The 15,775-nt window shown below is 65.6% G+C and carries 16 protein-coding genes; 9 read left to right on the top strand and 7 right to left on the bottom strand.

Annotated elements, in window-relative coordinates:
- From Q0L94_RS02295 to phoU, 9 genes are all read left to right on the top strand, one after another.
- On the top strand, positions 1-2,115 hold a 2,115-nt coding region (locus Q0L94_RS02295), incomplete at its 5' end, for a 3'-5' exonuclease (protein WP_296749717.1).
- Positions 2,116-2,117: 2 nt separating this feature from the next.
- Positions 2,118-2,717: a DUF938 domain-containing protein gene (locus Q0L94_RS02300; RefSeq protein ID WP_296749719.1), complete on the top strand. Its 600-nt coding sequence runs from the start codon at positions 2,118-2,120 to the stop codon at positions 2,715-2,717.
- A gap of 62 nt (positions 2,718-2,779) precedes the next feature.
- Complete coding sequence (locus Q0L94_RS02305) at positions 2,780-3,118, top strand: type 1 pili tip component (RefSeq protein WP_296749721.1); 339 nt, start codon at positions 2,780-2,782, stop codon at positions 3,116-3,118.
- 22 nt (positions 3,119-3,140) lie between these two features.
- Positions 3,141-3,491 carry a hypothetical protein gene (locus Q0L94_RS02310; RefSeq protein WP_296749723.1) on the top strand — a complete coding sequence of 117 codons (351 nt, stop codon included), beginning with the start codon at positions 3,141-3,143 and terminating at the stop codon, positions 3,489-3,491.
- Positions 3,492-3,556: 65 nt separating this feature from the next.
- Positions 3,557-4,783 carry a bifunctional glutamate N-acetyltransferase/amino-acid acetyltransferase ArgJ gene (gene argJ, locus Q0L94_RS02315; RefSeq protein WP_296749725.1) on the top strand — a complete coding sequence of 409 codons (1,227 nt, stop codon included), beginning with the start codon at positions 3,557-3,559 and terminating at the stop codon, positions 4,781-4,783.
- A gap of 119 nt (positions 4,784-4,902) precedes the next feature.
- On the top strand, positions 4,903-5,739 hold the full coding sequence (locus Q0L94_RS02320) for an ATP-binding protein (RefSeq protein WP_296749727.1): 837 nt from the start codon (positions 4,903-4,905) through the stop codon (positions 5,737-5,739).
- The gene (locus Q0L94_RS02325; RefSeq protein ID WP_296749729.1) at positions 5,736-6,734 is read left to right on the top strand and encodes a Nudix family hydrolase; all 999 of its coding nucleotides are present in this window, start codon (positions 5,736-5,738) and stop codon (positions 6,732-6,734) included. Before Q0L94_RS02320 ends, Q0L94_RS02325 begins: the two co-directional genes overlap by 4 nt.
- Positions 6,731-7,135 (top strand): hypothetical protein, encoded by a 405-nt coding sequence (locus tag Q0L94_RS02330; RefSeq protein ID WP_296749730.1) that lies wholly within the window; start codon positions 6,731-6,733, stop codon positions 7,133-7,135. The genes Q0L94_RS02325 and Q0L94_RS02330 overlap by 4 nt, the downstream gene beginning before the upstream one ends.
- 82 nt (positions 7,136-7,217) lie before the next feature.
- Positions 7,218-7,919, top strand: coding sequence for a phosphate signaling complex protein PhoU (phoU, locus tag Q0L94_RS02335; protein ID WP_296749732.1), 702 nt, complete (start codon positions 7,218-7,220; stop codon positions 7,917-7,919).
- A gap of 65 nt (positions 7,920-7,984) precedes the next feature.
- On the opposite strand, the gene Q0L94_RS02340 is transcribed toward phoU, so the two are convergent.
- From Q0L94_RS02340 to Q0L94_RS02370, 7 genes are all read right to left on the bottom strand, one after another.
- On the bottom strand, positions 7,985-8,260 hold the full coding sequence (locus tag Q0L94_RS02340) for an oxidative damage protection protein (protein ID WP_296638334.1): 276 nt from the start codon (positions 8,258-8,260) through the stop codon (positions 7,985-7,987).
- Positions 8,261-8,343: 83 nt separating this feature from the next.
- A complete protein-coding gene (locus Q0L94_RS02345) occupies positions 8,344-8,667 on the bottom strand; it encodes a tetratricopeptide repeat protein (protein ID WP_296749734.1) in 324 nt (107 codons plus the stop codon).
- Positions 8,667-10,124 carry a potassium transporter TrkG gene (locus Q0L94_RS02350; protein WP_296749736.1) on the bottom strand — a complete coding sequence of 486 codons (1,458 nt, stop codon included), beginning with the start codon at positions 10,122-10,124 and terminating at the stop codon, positions 8,667-8,669. The genes Q0L94_RS02345 and Q0L94_RS02350 overlap by 1 nt, the downstream gene beginning before the upstream one ends.
- A gap of 150 nt (positions 10,125-10,274) precedes the next feature.
- Entirely contained in the window at positions 10,275-11,648 is a 1,374-nt protein-coding gene (trkA, locus tag Q0L94_RS02355) for a Trk system potassium transporter TrkA (RefSeq protein WP_296749738.1), read from the bottom strand.
- Between the two features lie 15 nt (positions 11,649-11,663).
- On the bottom strand, positions 11,664-12,938 hold the full coding sequence (locus tag Q0L94_RS02360; protein ID WP_296749739.1) for a sigma-54 dependent transcriptional regulator: 1,275 nt from the start codon (positions 12,936-12,938) through the stop codon (positions 11,664-11,666).
- Positions 12,935-15,070 carry an ATP-binding protein gene (locus Q0L94_RS02365; RefSeq protein ID WP_296749741.1) on the bottom strand — a complete coding sequence of 712 codons (2,136 nt, stop codon included), beginning with the start codon at positions 15,068-15,070 and terminating at the stop codon, positions 12,935-12,937. Before Q0L94_RS02365 ends, Q0L94_RS02360 begins: the two co-directional genes overlap by 4 nt.
- Positions 15,070-15,630, bottom strand: coding sequence for a DUF4390 domain-containing protein (locus tag Q0L94_RS02370; protein ID WP_296749743.1), 561 nt, complete (start codon positions 15,628-15,630; stop codon positions 15,070-15,072). Before Q0L94_RS02370 ends, Q0L94_RS02365 begins: the two co-directional genes overlap by 1 nt.
- Positions 15,631-15,775 lie beyond the last annotated feature (145 nt).

Here is a 15,775-nt window from a genome sequence, read left to right on the forward strand (position 1 = left end):
GACGAATTCCAGGACACCAATCCGCTGCAATGGCAGGCGCTGTCAACCTGGCTGGCCGAGGCAGGCGCGGCCGACAGCGGCATGACGGTGTTCATGGTGGGCGACCCGAAGCAGGCGATTTACCGCTTCCGCCGCGGCGAGGCACGGGTGTTCAGCGCGGCGGCGGATTTCCTGCAGGCGCATTTCGGCGCCGCCCGCTTCAGCACCGACATGACGCGGCGCTTGGCACCTGCGGTGGTACAGGCGATCAATCCGGTATTTGCCGCGGTGACGGGATTTGCGTCACATACCCACGCACCGGCCAACGCCATGCGGCGGGGCGCGCTGCGCTGCCTGCCGGTCGGCGTGGAAAGAAGCGCGGCCGCCGCCGCGGCTGAATTGCCCCACGAGGGGACTTCGATCCACTACGCAGCCGCCGGCCACGTGTGGAGCCGTATGCGCAATCCGCTCACCACGCCGCAGGCCGAAGCCGACGACCGCGCGGTGCACGTCGAGGCGCAGACCTTTGCCCGCGTGTTGCGCGACGAGGTGCTGGGACGCTGGGGCGTGGTTGACGGGCCGGCTGAAAACAGCCGCCCGGCACGTGCCGGCGACGTCATGGCGCTGGTGCGCAAACGTACCCATCTGCATGTGTACGAACGCGCGCTGGAAGCGGCAGGGATTCCCTTCATCACCTCGCGCCGCGGCGGCCTGCTGCATGCGCTGGAAGCGCAGGATGTGATTGCGCTGCTCGAAACCCTGCTGCTGCCGCATGCCGAACTGAAGCTGGCGCACGTGCTGAAGAGCCCGATTTTCAGCTGCAGCGATGCCGAGCTGTTGCACGTCTTTGCGCCGCCCTTGCCAGCCGAAGCGCGTGGCTGGGAACGCCTGCTTGCGTTCGCCGCACAGCCGGGCTGCCCGCCGGCACTCGCGCGCGCCGCGCGGCTTCTGACCGGCTGGCGCGCCTGCGTCGGCAGGCTGCCGGTGCACGATCTGCTCGACCGCATTTATTTCGAGGCCGATGTCGAGGCACGTTACGCTGCCGCCGTGCCGCCCGCACAGCGTCCGCAGGTTGCCGCCAATCTGCGCGCCTTCATGCAGCTGGCCTTGACGCAGGATGCCGGCCGCTACCCGACGCTGGCCGGTTTCATCCGCGAACTGGCCTCGCTCGTCGACGACGCCGACGCCGCACCCGGCGAAGGACTGGCCGCCGACGGCGAAAACGCGGTGCGGCTGCTGACCATCCACGGCGCCAAGGGACTGGAGGCGCCGATCGTCTGGCTGCTCGGCGGCAGCGATCACACGCGCAGCGACAGCTACGGCGTGCTGGCGCCGTGGCCGCCCGAAGCCGCACGGCCCGGGCATTTTTCGCTATTCGGCAAACAGGACGAACGGGGCGCCTGGCGGGAACACTGGTTTGCCGAGGAGGCTGCGCTGACGCAGCGCGAGTCCGACAATCTGCTGTATGTAGCGCTCACCCGCGCCGGGCAGGGGCTGATCGTCAGCGGCGCCGCCGACAAAAACGCCTGGCTGCAGCGGGTCGAGGCGGCCTGGCGGGATATGGCGCTGCCGGCCGATCTGCCGCCGGCCGCCAGCGCCGACGCGCCGCGCGTGACGGCGGCGGCGCCGCGCATCGTCGCCCCCGCCGTCGGGCAGCGGCTTGCCCCTGTGTCCGCCAACCCGGCGGCGGCCAGCGGCGAACTGTTCCATGCCTGCCTCGAACACCATGCGCCGCCGGGAACGCCGCGCGACCTGCCCGCACTGGCGATGCAGCTGGGGGTGGCGGCCGGGCTCGCCAGGATCGAGGCGGATGCCCGCGCCCTGCTGGCGCAGCCGCATCTGGCACGCTTCTTCGACCCCGCGCTGTACCGGCGCGCGCACAGCGAGCTGGCGTTGCTGGATGCCGACGGCCGGGTGCAGCGGCTCGACCGCGTGGTGGAATTCGACGATGCGGTGTGGCTGATCGACTATAAAACCGGCGACGACAGCCGCATGCTGGCGGACGCGCAGCTGGCCGAACGCCATCGGCCCCAGCTGGCAGGCTATCGCGCCCTGCTGGCGGCGCTGTATCCAGACCGGCCGGTGCATGCTGCTGTGCTGCTGGCCGACGGCCGGCTGATTCAAGTGGAGGCATGAAAATGTCCGACAAGCCCTTTGCCGAATCCTGCGTGCAGAACCGCGCGCCGATTCTGGCGGTGCTGCGCGAGGTATTTGCCGACCGCCGCCGCGTGCTGGAAATCGGCAGCGGCACCGGCCAGCATGCGGTGTATTTCGGCGCCGAACTGCCGCATCTCGTCTGGCAGACCGCCGATGTGCCACAGCATCATCCCGGCATCCGGCAATGGCTCGACGCGGCGGCGCTGCCCAACGTGCTGCCGCCGATCGCCCTCGACGTCAGCCAGACGGCCTGGCGCAACGGCCGCTACGATGCGGTGTTCTCGGCCAACACGCTGCACATCATGGGCTGGCCCGAGGTCGAACGGTTTTTCGAGGGCATCGGCGACGTGCTCGAACCGGGCGGCGTACTGGCGGTATACGGCCCGTTCAACTACAACGGCGCCTATACCGCAGAGAGCAATGCCCGCTTCGACGCCTGGCTGAAAGCGCGCGACCCGGCTTCCGGCGTGCGCGACTTCGCGGCGGTGGATGCGCTGGCGCGCGCCCAGGGTCTGGTTCTGCAACAGGATATCGCCATGCCGGCGAACAATCGCACCCTGGTGTGGCGGCGCACAAGCTGAATCCGGCTTTGTCTTGCGGGTGGCTTTGCTATAACAAAACCATTGCAGGCAGGGGAAAACTCATGCGCATCGCCGAATTGATCCAACGCTGGGGCCAGGAGGGGCATGCGCGCGCGGACGTGCGCGCCTATGCCGTCCATTTACCGTTACGCGACGCGGCGCGGGTGGAAGCCCTGCACGTCATGTACCCCGGGCGCAGCGATTCCCAGTTGATGGCCGATCTGATCCGTGCCGCCCTCGACGAGCTTGAGGTGGCCATGCCCTACATCCCCGGCAACCGCATCATCGCCGAAGACGACTATGGCGATCCGATCTACGAGGACCTCGGTCCCACGCCGCAGTTTTATTCGCTGTCGCATGAAATCCTGCGCAAGTTCGCTGCCCCGCCGCTCGACAAATAGCCGTCGAATTAATTTACATTTCATGGCCGACCTGATTGGGACAGGCAGCCACCCTATTGTTTTTGCTGGTCTTTGCTCAACTGGCACAAGGCTTGCTGAATGTCCCGGCACAAGGACTCAAACTGCGGACATCATGTATCTCGGCCCGGCCTTTCTTTTCGCGGCGTTTGCCAGCCTGTTTTATGTTCCCGGCTTTCTCGACCAGCCCCTCGGCATGCTCACGCCGCGTCAGCTCGTCTCGCAACTGCTGTTTTCCGTGTTCGCGCTGATTGCGCTGGCGGCACTGGCGCGTTCGATCGAGTTCGACCCGGTCTGGCCATGGCGGCCCGGATTTCGCCGCCTCATGAACTGGCTGCTGGGGCGTACGCAGTAAATCCGCGCCATCCATTTGCCGCCAGTGCGGCATAAAATGGCGGCTTTCCGTCTTGCGAAGCCGTCATGCCCGTCAACCTCTCCGCCCCCGATCCCGCCTCCCTGTTGCCCGTTGCCGGCGTGCGTCTCGGCATTGCGTCCGCCGGCATCAAGAAACCCGGACGCCGCGACATCACGCTGATCGAGTTGGCGCCCGGCTCCCGGGTGGCCGGGGTGTTCACGCAAAACCGCTTCTGCGCCGCGCCGGTCGTCTTGTGCAAACAGCATCTGGCGCAGGGCGACATCCGCGCCCTGCTGATCAATACCGGCAATGCCAACGCCGGTACCGGCGAGGAAGGGCTCCGGCGCGCGCGCCGGACGTGCGAGGCGGTGGCGCAGCTGATGGGCTGCGCGGCCGAAAACGTGCTGCCGTTTTCCACCGGGGTGATCCTGGAGCCGCTGCCGGTCGACAAGATCCTGCCCGCGCTGCCCGCCGCCCAGGCCGACCTCGCGCCGGACCACTGGAGCGAGGCTGCGCACGCGATCATGACCACCGACATCGTCGCCAAGGGCGTCTCGCGCCGGATACAGGTCGGCGGCAGCACGGTCACGGTCACCGGCATCGCCAAGGGCTCCGGCATGATCCACCCCAACATGGCGACCATGCTCGGCTATGTGGCGACCGATGCGGCGATCGCGCCCGGCCTGATGCCGCAGCTGGTAAAGGAAGTGGCCGACGTGTCGTTCAACTGCGTCACCGTCGACGGCGACACCTCGACCAACGACAGCTTCATCCTGATCGCCACCGGCCAGGCCGGCAATGCCGAAATTGCCGACCTCGCCGGCGCCGACTACGCCGCGCTGAAAGCCGCCCTGAGCGAGGTGGCCATCGGCCTGGCGCAGGCGATGGCGCGCGACGGTGAAGGGGCGACCAAGTTCATCACCGTGGCGGTCGAAGGCGGCCGCGACCGTGCCGAATGCAAGCAGATCGCCTACGCCATCGCCCGTTCGCCGCTGGTCAAGACCGCCTTTTTCGCCAGCGACCCCAACCTCGGGCGCATCCTTGCCGCCATCGGCTATGCCGGCGTGACCGACCTCGACGTCAACGCCTTGCAGGTTTACCTGGGCGATGTGCTGGTGGCGGAGCAGGGCGGCCGCGCGGCAAGCTATACCGAGGCGCAGGGCGCAGCCGTGATGAAGGAAGCCGACATCGCCGTGCGCGTGGTGCTGAACCGCGGCGATGCGAACGCCACGGTGTGGACCTGCGATTTTTCGTACGACTACGTGAAGATCAACGCGGAGTACCGCACCTGATGCCATGAGCATCATCCGGCTCGGCGCCGAGGCGGCCGCTTGGGCGGATTGCCAGGCGTCCGTTGACCGGTCTTTGCTGGCGAAAGCCCAAATTTTTCCCAAGCGGCTAGAATCCCCGCATGACCGATTTCGCCGCCCTCCTGCCCCGCATCGAACGCCTGCTCGACCGCCTCGACACCCCCGCCGCACCGGCGCTGGACTGGAAAAACGTGCGCGCAGCGCGCTGGTCGGCGCAGGCCGGCGGACTCAAGCCGATCCTGCACCCGCAGCGGGCGGCATTGAAAGACCTGCTGGCGATCGACGAGCAGAAGCAGCGGGTGGACGCCAACACGCGCCAGTTCGTCGCCGGCAGGCCCGCCAACAACGTGCTGCTGAGCGGCGCGCGCGGCTGCGGCAAGTCCTCGCTGGTGAAGGCCGTGCACGCCAGATACGCGGCGAAGGGACTGCGCCTGATCGAGGTCGACAAGGCCGGGCTGCCGAGCCTGCCGGACCTGTTCGAACTGCTGGCGGATGCCGACTATCGCTTCATCGTCTTCATCGACGATCTGACTTTCGCCGAGCACGAAGCCGGCTACGCCAGCCTGAAGGCCGCGCTCGACGGCTCGCTGGCGGGGCCCGGTGACAACGTGCTGATCTACGCCACCAGCAACCGCCGTCACCTGATGCCGGAATACATGGCGGAAAACCTGGAAACAAAACACCTCGGCGGCGAGGTGCGCCCGGGCGAGGCGACCGAGGAAAAGATTTCGCTGTCCGACCGCTTCGGATTGTGGGTGGCGTTCCATGGCATGGACCAGGAGACCTATCTGGCGATCGCCCGGCACTGGGCCGGGCGCCTTGGCGCAACGCCGGACGAAGCGTTCGAGCGGGCCGCGCTGCAGTGGTCGCTCGGACGCGGCGCACGCAACGGGCGAGTGGCGTGGCAGTTCGCGCGCGACTGGGCAGGGAAGCAATGAGTCAGCCGCCCATCACGGAAGTCGTCGCGGCGGTGCTGACCCAGCCCGACGGCCGCGAGCTGCGGGAGAGTCGCTGCGCAGCAGCGGGGTACCCACCGGCGTACCCCTCGCGGGTGCTGCTGGCGCAGCGGCCGCCGGGCAAGGTCTATGCGGGCTACTGGGAATTCCCCGGCGGCAAAGTGGAGCCGGGTGAAACGCTGGAGGCCGCGCTGGCGCGCGAACTGCACGAGGAACTCGGCATCGTGATCGACCGCGCCTGCCGCTGGATCACCCGGGTGTTCAAGTATCCGCATGCCACGGTACGGCTGAATTTTTTCCGCGTGTTCGAATGGCAGGGCGAGCCGCATCCGCACGAAGGGCAGGTTTTCTCCTGGCAGCTGCCCGACGCGGTCGAGGTCACGCCGCTGCTGCCCGCCAATTTTCCGATCCTGAAGGCGCTGTCGCTGCCGCCGCTGCTGGGGATTTCGCACGCCGAATCGCTCGGCGTCGACACTTTCCTGGCGCGGCTGGATGTCGCCCTGCATAACGGCCTGCGGCTGATCCAGCTGCGCGACAAGACGCTGCCGGAGGAGGCGCGCCTGCAACTCGCGCAGGCGACCGTGCGCCGCGCCCATCAGCATGGCGCACGCGTGCTGGTCAACGGCAGCCCGGAACTGGCGCGCGCGGCGGGCGCCGACGGCGTGCATCTGGATTCGGCCGCCGCCGCCGCATTGACCGCGCGCCCCGATTGCGCATGGCTAGGCGTGTCGTGCCACGACGCCGCCGAGCTGGCGCATGCCGCCGCGATCGAGGCCGATTTTGTGCTGTTGTCGCCGGTGCTGCCCACACTCACCCATCCGGGCGCCCCGACGCTGGGCTGGGAGACGTTTTCCCGTCTGGCGGCCGCCAGTCCGATTCCGGTTTACGGGCTGGGCGGGCTGGCGCGCAACGACGTGGCGCTGGCACAGTCGCATGGCGCACACGGCGTGGCGCTGCTGCGCGGCGCATGGACATGAAGCGGGCGCTGTTACTGGTTGTCGTGCTGGCGGCCACCGCAGCGGCCGGCTACTGGCTGAAGCGGCCGGCCGCAGCGCTGGCGGTGAGCTGCACCGACCCGCTCGCCGGCTGCACGTTCGACCACCGCGGCACACCCGCACACCTGCGCTTTTCGTCGCAGCCGGCGCCGCTGGAGGCTTTCGAACTGAGCGTCCGCGCGCCGGGCGCCGGCCGGATCAGCGCAGAATTGCAGATGAGCGACATGGACATGGGCTTTAACCGCTATGATCTGCGCCTGGCCCCGGGCGGCGCGTTTGGCGCGAAAGTGACCTTGCCTGCGTGCGTCAGCGGACGGCGCGACTGGGTGCTGTATCTCGACATCGACGGCACGCGCTACGCACTGCCCTTCAGCACCCGGTGAAACCTGCCGTACATGCAATGGTCACAATGCTGGACCTATGCGGGACCTATAATTAGAAGCGAATGACTGGAGGGTCAACACGATGCTAACCGAACACACCTACAAGCAGTTTGACACCGAGCTGGAAGCCGTGCGTGCCAACGTGCTGAAGATGGGCGGCCTGGTCGAAGAACAGATCATCAACGCGATCGAAGCGCTCATCAATGGCGACCTGAAACTGGCCAGCCAGGTGGAGGCCAATGACCACAACGTCAACGCGCTGGAAGTCGCCATCGACGAGGACTGTACCCACATCATCGCGCGCCGCCAGCCCACCGCGTCCGACCTGCGCATGGTGATGATGGTGGTGAAGACCATCACCGATCTCGAACGCATCGGCGACGAAGCCGCCAAGATCGCACGCATGTCCCGGCTGATCCACCAGTCCGAGCGCATCAGTCTGCCGCGCTTCAGCGAGGTCAAGTACATGGCCGACCTGGTGCTCGACATGCTGCGCAAGGCGCTCGACGGCTTTGCCCGCCTGGACGCCACGCTGGCGGTGGAAATCGCGCGCCAGGATCGGTCGGTGGACGAGGAGTTCCGCCTCAACCTGCGCCACCTCATCACCTTCATGATGGAAGACCCGCGCACTATTTCGGTTTTCATCGACATCCTGTTCGTCACCAAGGCGATCGAGCGGATGGGCGACCATGCCAAGAACATGTCGGAATATGTGGTCTACATGGTCAAGGGCAAGGACGTGCGCCACACCTCGCTGGAGGAGATCGAGAAGGAAGTGCTGTAGTTTTCTAGTCGCATCCATGCAAACGGGCTCCCGCGGGAGCCCGTTTGCATGGATGCGTGCCGTGCCTACCTGGCAGGCGGAACGTAGCCTGCGGCAGCGTCGACATTGCCGCCGCCAAAGAAGTAGCGCTCCATCTGTTCCATCAGATAGCTGCGTGCCTGCGGGTCGGCCAGATTGAGGCGGTTTTCGTTGATCAGCATGGTCTGGTGGCGCTGCCAGCCCGCCCAGGCCTCTTTCGATACGTTCTCGAAAATCTTCTTGCCCAGATCCCCCGGCACCGGCTGGAAGGCCAGACCCTCGGCTTCGCGCCCAAGCTTCACACAATTCACCATCCGCGTCATTTGCTGCTCCTGAAAAAGTTGATCGCCGGATTCTAACTCAAGCTGGAAACTCCCGCCGGGCGCGCCAGCGGGCGCGCAGCGGTTCAGTCTTGCAGCTGCTTCTCGATTCGCCGTGCAAATACGCCCATTTCCTTGGCCGCCTGCTTGTCGCCGCGCGCCTCGGCCACCGCGATGCCCTGCCGATACGCGGCCAGCGCCTCGCTCCAGGCTGCGCTGTCGGTGAGCGCCTTGCCCAGCAGTTTCCAGGCGGCGGAATACTGCGTGTCGTGTTCGACCGCGCGCCGCAGGTGTTCGGCGGCACGGGCGGCGTCGCCCTGCTTGAGGTATTCGTTGCCCAGCGAAAACCGCAGCAGGGCATTGTCGCGCCCTTGCGCCAGCATGGCTTCAAAATTGTCGATGGCAGACATCACTTCCTCCAGAACGCCGGGGTCAGCACCACCAGAAGGGTGAACAATTCCAGCCGCCCGAGCAGCATGGCAAAGCAGCACACCCAGATCTGGAAATCGCTCAGCGCGGCGAAGTTGCTGGCGGGACCGACCTGGCCCAAGCCCGGTCCGGTGTTGTTGATCATGGCCACGACGGCGCTCAAGGCGCTGAAGACGTCGAGTCCGGATGCGGACAACAGAAACGTGAAGACGACGATGCAGGCAATATAGACGAAGAAAAACGCCAGCACGGCATAGATGATCTTGTTGGGTACCGCATGGGCGCCGATCTTGGTGTGGATTTCGGCGTTGGGATGCACCAGCTTGACCAGCTCGCGGTAAAGCTGTTTCCAGAGCAGCATGGCGCGCATCATTTTGATGCCGCCGCCGGTAGAGCTGGAACTGGCGCAGAAGCTCGACAGAAACAGCATCCACAGGGGCACGAAATATGGCCAGACATTGTAATCGGTGTTGGAAAACCCCAGCGTGGTGGCCACCGAAATGGTGTTGAATGAAACGTAGCGCAGGGCATCCGGCAGTTCAGGATAAACGCCCTTGAGCCACAGGTAGCCGGTGAGGCCGGCAACGCTGGCGCCCAGTACCACAAAGTACCAGCGAATTTCCGCATCGTGGCGATAAGCCAGCAGGCTGCGGGTGCGCAAAGCCATGAAGTGGGTGGAAAAGCTGATGCCCGCAATCAGCGCGAACACCATGATGATGCTTTCGAGCAGCACGGAATCGAAGTAGCCTATGTTGGCATCGTGCGACGACATGCCGCCCAGCCCCATCACGCTGAAGCCATGCACCACCGCGTCAATCCAGCTCATGCCGCCCGCCCATAACGCGCCCATGCACATCAGCGTGACCAGAACGTAGACCTGCCACAGCCCCTTGGCGGTTTCGGCCATGCGCGGCGTGAGCTTGCTGTCCTTCATCGGCGTCGGCGTTTCCGCCTTGAACATCTGCCGTCCGCCGACCCCCAGCATCGGCAGTACGGCCACCACCAGCACGATCACGCCCATGCCACCCAGCCAGTGCATTTCGGTACGCCAGATATTGATCGAAGGCGGCAGCATGTCCAGCCCCGTGAGCACGGTGGCGCCCGTCGCGGTCAAACCCGAGACGGCTTCGAAATAGGCATCGGTGACGCTGAGTTCCGGCATGTAAGCCAGCAGCGGGATCATCGAAAACACCGGCAGCACGGTCCAGATCAGCGCCACCAGCAGGAAACCGTCGCGTGTTTGCAGTTCGCGTTTGCCGCGACGCGACAGCAGCCAGAGCCCCGCCCCGGAGAGGAAAGCTGCCAGAATGGCCTGCTTGTATGCGAACTGCGCGCCATCGTCGAGCGCAGTGGAAACGCCCAGCGGCAGCAGAAAGGCAAATGCAAACAGCATCAGCACTTTCGACAGGATATGGACGACAGGCAGTATCTGTGACATTGAACGTTCCGCCAAACCGGAATCGGCATGCGCGCGATGTTACCAGCGCTTCCCTTCAGACACACCGGAACACAGCCGTATGGCCACGTGATGAGGAAGAGCCGCACTCAGCCAGGTGCGGTCGGGCGTCGGACGGCACCTGGGCGGCATTCAGAAAAACCCGAAGCCGACCTGGAACAGCTTTTCCACCTTGGGGATGATGCGCTTGTTGAGCGCAAACACGATGAGGTGGTCCTCCGCCTCGATCAGGGTGTCGTGATGGGCGATCAGCACCTCCTCGCCGCGGATGATGGCGGCAATCGCCGCCCCTTCCGGCAGGGCCACATCGCCGATGCGGCGTCCCACCACCTTCGAGGTTTTGAGGTCGCCGTGGATGACCACCTCGAGCACTTCGGCCGCGCCGCGCCGCAACGAATGCACCGCCGCCATGTCGCCGCGTCGGATCTTCGACAGCAGCGGGCCGACCGTGGCCTGCGCCGGCGAAATGGCGATGTCGATCTCGCCGCCCTGCACCAGATTGACGTAGGCCGAGCGGTTGATCAGGGCGATCACCCGCTGCGCACCCATGCGCTTGGCCAGCAGGGCGGACATGATGTTGTCCTCGTCGTCGTTGGTGAGCGCGCAGAACACGTCCATCGACCCGATATTTTCCTGCTCCAGCAAGGCCTCGTCGGTGGCGTCGCCCTGCAGCACCAGGGCACGGTGCAACTGCTCAGCCAGCAGCGCGCAGGTGGCCTTGTTGTGGTCGATCAGCTTGACCTCGTAGTTGCGTTCCAGCACGGCCGCCAGCCGCCGTCCGATGTTGCCGCCGCCGGCGATCATCACGCGTTTGACCGGCCGCTCCATGCGGCGCAATTCGCGCATCACCGAAGGGATGTCCTCGCGGCGCGCCAGGAAAAACACTTCGTCGCCCGGCTCGATGACCGTGATCCCCTCCGGCACGATGCCGCGGTCGCGCCGGTAGATCGCCGGGATCCGGCAATCGACATTCGGCATGTGACGCTTGATATCCTGCAGCTCGTGTCCCATCAGGGGGCCGCCGTGATAGGCGCGCACCGCCACCAGCCGCACCTTGCCCCCGGCAAAGTCGAGCACCTGCAGCGCCTCGGGGTGCTCGATCAGGCGGCGCAGGGTGTCGGTCACCTCCTGTTCGGGGCTGATGACGTCGTCGACACCGAAATGCTCGGCCAGAAAGTCCGCTTCCTGCCCCATGAAATCGCTGGAACGGATACGCGCAATACGCGTGGGGAGGTTGAACAGGGTGGACGCGATGCGGCATGCCACCAGATTGGTTTCGTCGCTCTGAGTGACGGCGACCAGCATATCGGCGTCTTCGGCGCCGGCCTGCTTCAGGATTGAGGGATGCGCCGCGTGACCGCGCACGGTGCGCAGGTCGAAGCGGTCCTGCAGCAGCGCCAGGCGCGAGCTATCGAGGTCGACGACGGTGATGTCGTTGTCTTCGGCAACCAGACTTTCAGCCAGGTTGGCGCCAACCTGGCCGGCACCGAGGATGATGATTTTCACGTGCCGGCCCTGCGCTTACAACTCTTCATCCAGCCGTCGCCCATGCCGGATATTCAGCTGTTTCAGCTTGCGATAGAGGTGGGTGCGTTCCAGTCCGGACTTGTCGGCAACCCGCGTCATGCTGCCGCCTTCTTTCTGGATCAGATGTTCGAAATACATGCGCTCGAAGGCGTCGCGCGCCTCGCGCAGCGGGATGTCGAGCGGAATGCCGTGCGCCACCGCCGGCACGGACAGTTTCATCGGGGCGAGCACGCGGTTGACCTCGACGGCGTCGATTTCATTCGCCAGCGCGGTGACCGCCAGGGTGCGCACCACATTGCCGAGCTGCGGCAGATTGCCTGGCCAGTCGAAATTGCGCAGTTGGTTCAGGGCCGGCGTGGTCAGCCGCCGTACCGGGCTGACGCCTTCTTCCACCAGTTGCGCCAGCATGAAGTTGGCGATATCGGGCACATCCTCGCGGTGGTCGCGTAGCGGCGGCAGCTGGATGGCGAGACTGGACAGGCGGTAAAACAGGCGGCTGTCGAATTCGCCGGCGGCAACCATGGTGTCGAGGCTACGGCTGCTGGCGCATACCAGGCGCGCGCCGCTGCCCTCGATGCGGTCGAGCAGCAGCCCCAGGCCTTTTTGCTCCAGGCGCGCCAGCTCGGATACCTCGGGCAGGTAGAGGGTGCCATTGCCGAGCGCTTCGACAAAACCGAGCGGCTCGGACACCAGGCGCGCGCGATCCTTGATCTCAACCCATGCGCTGGCGGGCTGGTGCAGAAAATGCGCGCAGATGTCAAAGCCGCTGCCGGGTTCGCCCTGCAACAGGACCGGTGCGGTGTTGCCGGCGATCTGGGTAAGGCGTTTTTTCAGTTCGAGGATCAGCGGGCTGCGCCCGAGCGCCGACAAATCCATGCCAGGCGTGCGCCGGGGAAGGGATGCGCCGCGCTTGATCGCCTTGTTGACGGTATCGATCAGCTTGGCCAGTGCCACCGGTTTTTCCAGAAAATCGGTGGCGCCAAGCCGGGTGGCTTCAACCGCGGTATCGATGGTGCCATGGCCGGACATCATCACCACCGGCATGGTGAGCTGGCCGCCCCCCGCCCATTCTTTCAGCAGAGTCACGCCATCGGTATCGGGCATCCAGATGTCCAGCAGAACCAGGTCCGGACGCCGCAGGGAGCGAAAGGCGCGTGCCGCCTCGGCATTTTCCGCCAGATGCACGTCGTAGCCTTCGTCGGTAAGGATTTCCGACAGCAATTCACGAATACCCACTTCGTCGTCGACGACGAGAATATGCCCGCTCACGTGTTCTCCCCGGCTACCGCAAAAATGGGCAATGCAATGCGGATGGCGGCACCGCCCGATTTGATGTTTTCGATCTGGATTTTGCCGTGGTGCTCTTCCACGATCTTTTTGACGATGGCCAGGCCCAGGCCCGTCCCCTTGGCCTTGGTGGTTGCATAGGGCTCGAACAGCCGCGTCATCAGATGTTCCGGAAACCCGGCTCCATTGTCCGTTACGGTCAAACAAACTGCATTGCTATCAAGCAGGTGCGTGCCAACCTCGACTCGCGGTGCGGGGTGGCCGGCCAGCGCATCCTGCGCATTTTGCAACAGATTATGTATTACTTGACGCAATAATGTGGAGTCGCCCGCAATCCGCGGCGAGTCGGTGTCGAGGTCCAGCTGCAGGCCCAGCGCTCTGGCATCGTAGAGCGCCAGCACTTCATATACCAGGGCATTCAGATCGAGCGGTTCGAGTTTGGCGCGCGGCATCCGCGCATAGCCGGCAAACGCGTCCACCATGCTTTTCATCGCGGCAACCTGGCTGACGATGGTTTGCGTGGCGCGCGCCAGGAACTCGGCGTCCGCCGGCTGAAGCCGGCCGTCGAGCTTGCGCGCGATGCGCTCGGCCGACAGCTGGATCGGGGTGAGCGGGTTCTTGATCTCGTGCGCCAGCCGCCGCGCCACCTCGCTCCAGGCGGCGTTGCGTTCGGCGTCGATCAGCTTGGTGACGTCGTCGAACACCAGCACATAGCCACGCTCGACCCCCGACGGCAGGCGGGTGCCGCGCAGCAGCAGCGACTGGTTGCCGCCGGGCCCGGCGTAATCAATCTGCTCCTGCCATTCGCCTTCATGCTCGCCGAAACGCGCCGCGACCGTCGCGCCAAACCCATGCAGCGCCTCGCCCGCCTGGCCCAGTGCGGCAAGCGGCTGGGCATCCAGCGCCGATGCATGCACCCCCAGAATCTGCGCCGCCGCGCTGTTCATGGTGCGGACCCGCAGCGCTTCGTCCAGCACCACCACGCCGGACGACAGGTTGGCCAGCACGCGCTCCAGAAAGGCTTTGGCCTGCTCGGTCTGCTGGTGGTTCTGCGCGACCTGTTCGCGGGCGTCGGACAGCTGGCGGGTCATGCGGTTGAACGACTGGATCAGCACGCCCAGCTCGTCGCGGCTCTTCACCGACGGCATCTGCGAAAAATCGCCTTTGGCCACGGCGCGGGTGCCGCGCGCCAGCGTGCGCAACGGCGCACCGAGGCGTTCCGACAGCAGATACGCGATCACCAGGGTCATCAGCAAGGCCAGCATCAGGGTGAGGGTGAGCGCGACGCCGTAGATGCGTTTCAGCCCCAGCCGCGACACCGCGATCTGCTGGTATTCCTGATACGCCAGTTGCACCGCCTGCGCATCGCGTGCCAGGCCGGCCGGCACCGGCTGCACCAGTTGCAGCACACGCGTTTCGCCGGTCAGCGTGCTGGTGTATACCGGCACGATGACGTGCATGACGAGCCCGCGGTCGGCCACTTCCTCGATCCGGCTGTAGGGCTGCTGTTGCCGGACCTGCCACAGCACGCTGCGCTCGGGCAGCACCGGCAGCAGAGTGCCGCGCTCGCCGCTGACGTGGGCAATGACGCCGCCGCGTTCGTCGAACAAGGTCAGCTCCTGCACCGCGCTTTGTTCGCGCAGGGTGGAAAGGCTGGTGATGATCGAGCCCATGCCTTCATCCGACAGCGCCAGTGCCATCCGCTGGGCCTTTTTGTCCTGCTCGCGCAGCAGGTCGTCGAGCGCGGCCTGGCCGAGGTTGACGCCGGAGGCCAGCGCGTTGTCAACCCGCACGTCGAACCAGGTTTCGATCGACCGGTTGAGGAAAAATACCGATGCGCCATACACCACCAGGCCGGGCAGCAGGGCGACGACGCCGAACATCAGCAGCAGCTTGAGCGTGAGCTTGGCGCCGAACACGCCGCGACGGATGCGCTTTTGCAGCCACCACATGCGCCACCCCAGCAGCGCCAGCAGCGCCGCGCCCAGCACGCCGCCGCCGATGAACAGGCTGGGCAGGGTGTCGGAGAATGCGCTGCTGTCGCCGCTGGCATAAAACAGCAGGGACAGCAGCACGATGCCCATGATCAGGGCGGCGGCAATCAGACTGCGCATCAGGGCAAGGACGGCGAGGAAGCGGGCGCGGCGGGGGCCTCGAACGACCAGCCGTACCAGGGGGTGGCCAGTTCCCATTTGTCGCTGGTGACCGCGCCGATGGAGAGCGGCTTGGGCAGTTGCGCGGTATCGAGACGCAGACGCAGCCGGGCGTCGTAGCGACGCCCGGTCTTCAGGGCGCCGCGTTCCAGCACCTGCCAGTCGTCGACCCTCCCCAGCAGGGCCAGCGCTTCGCCCAGGGTCGCGACGGTTCGGGTGGTGTAACCGATTTCGACGACGTAACGGCGCAGCAACAGGTGGTAATAAATCCGCAGTTTGCGCACCGCTTCGGCGATGTCTTCGTCGAGCCACCAGTTGCGCGGGCGGCTCAGTTCCAGTTCCAGCAGAAAATACAGGTTGATCCCTTTGCTGAGCGCATCTTCCAGGGTGCGGTTGAGCACGATGTCGACGTCCGCTTCCAGCAGGTAGCCTTGCTGGGTGGCACGGATGCCCGCCTGTTTGACGGTGCTTTTGTCGCTCGCCAGCGCACCGCCTGCGACGGCCAGCCAGCAGCCCAGCAACAGCCCGGCCAGCCATCGAAAAGCCGGGTCACGTCTTGCGCAGCAGGGCGTAAAAGAAACCATCGTGCTCGGCATCGGGCAGCAGCGCCCCATCGGTCAAGGGTTGAGGAAGCGGGCAGCGTTCGGCGTCTTTTATATGACGCGC

Source organism: Thiobacillus sp., assembly GCF_024708915.1.

Coding starts and splice junctions, on each gene's coding strand:
- Q0L94_RS02325 (WP_296749729.1), top strand. CDS start 5,736: ATGAGTCAGCCGCCCATCACGGAAGTCGTCGCGGCGGTGCTGACCCAG.
- phoU (WP_296749732.1), top strand. CDS start 7,218: ATGCTAACCGAACACACCTACAAGCAGTTTGACACCGAGCTGGAAGCC.
- Q0L94_RS02345 (WP_296749734.1), bottom strand. CDS start 8,667: ATGTCTGCCATCGACAATTTTGAAGCCATGCTGGCGCAAGGGCGCGAC.
- argJ (WP_296749725.1), top strand. CDS start 3,557: ATGCCCGTCAACCTCTCCGCCCCCGATCCCGCCTCCCTGTTGCCCGTT.
- Q0L94_RS02310 (WP_296749723.1), top strand. CDS start 3,141: ATGGCCGACCTGATTGGGACAGGCAGCCACCCTATTGTTTTTGCTGGT.
- Q0L94_RS02365 (WP_296749741.1), bottom strand. CDS start 15,070: ATGCGCAGTCTGATTGCCGCCGCCCTGATCATGGGCATCGTGCTGCTG.
- Q0L94_RS02330 (WP_296749730.1), top strand. CDS start 6,731: ATGAAGCGGGCGCTGTTACTGGTTGTCGTGCTGGCGGCCACCGCAGCG.
- Q0L94_RS02320 (WP_296749727.1), top strand. CDS start 4,903: ATGACCGATTTCGCCGCCCTCCTGCCCCGCATCGAACGCCTGCTCGAC.
- Q0L94_RS02350 (WP_296749736.1), bottom strand. CDS start 10,124: ATGTCACAGATACTGCCTGTCGTCCATATCCTGTCGAAAGTGCTGATG.
- Q0L94_RS02300 (WP_296749719.1), top strand. CDS start 2,118: ATGTCCGACAAGCCCTTTGCCGAATCCTGCGTGCAGAACCGCGCGCCG.
- Q0L94_RS02305 (WP_296749721.1), top strand. CDS start 2,780: ATGCGCATCGCCGAATTGATCCAACGCTGGGGCCAGGAGGGGCATGCG.
- Q0L94_RS02340 (WP_296638334.1), bottom strand. CDS start 8,260: ATGACGCGGATGGTGAATTGTGTGAAGCTTGGGCGCGAAGCCGAGGGT.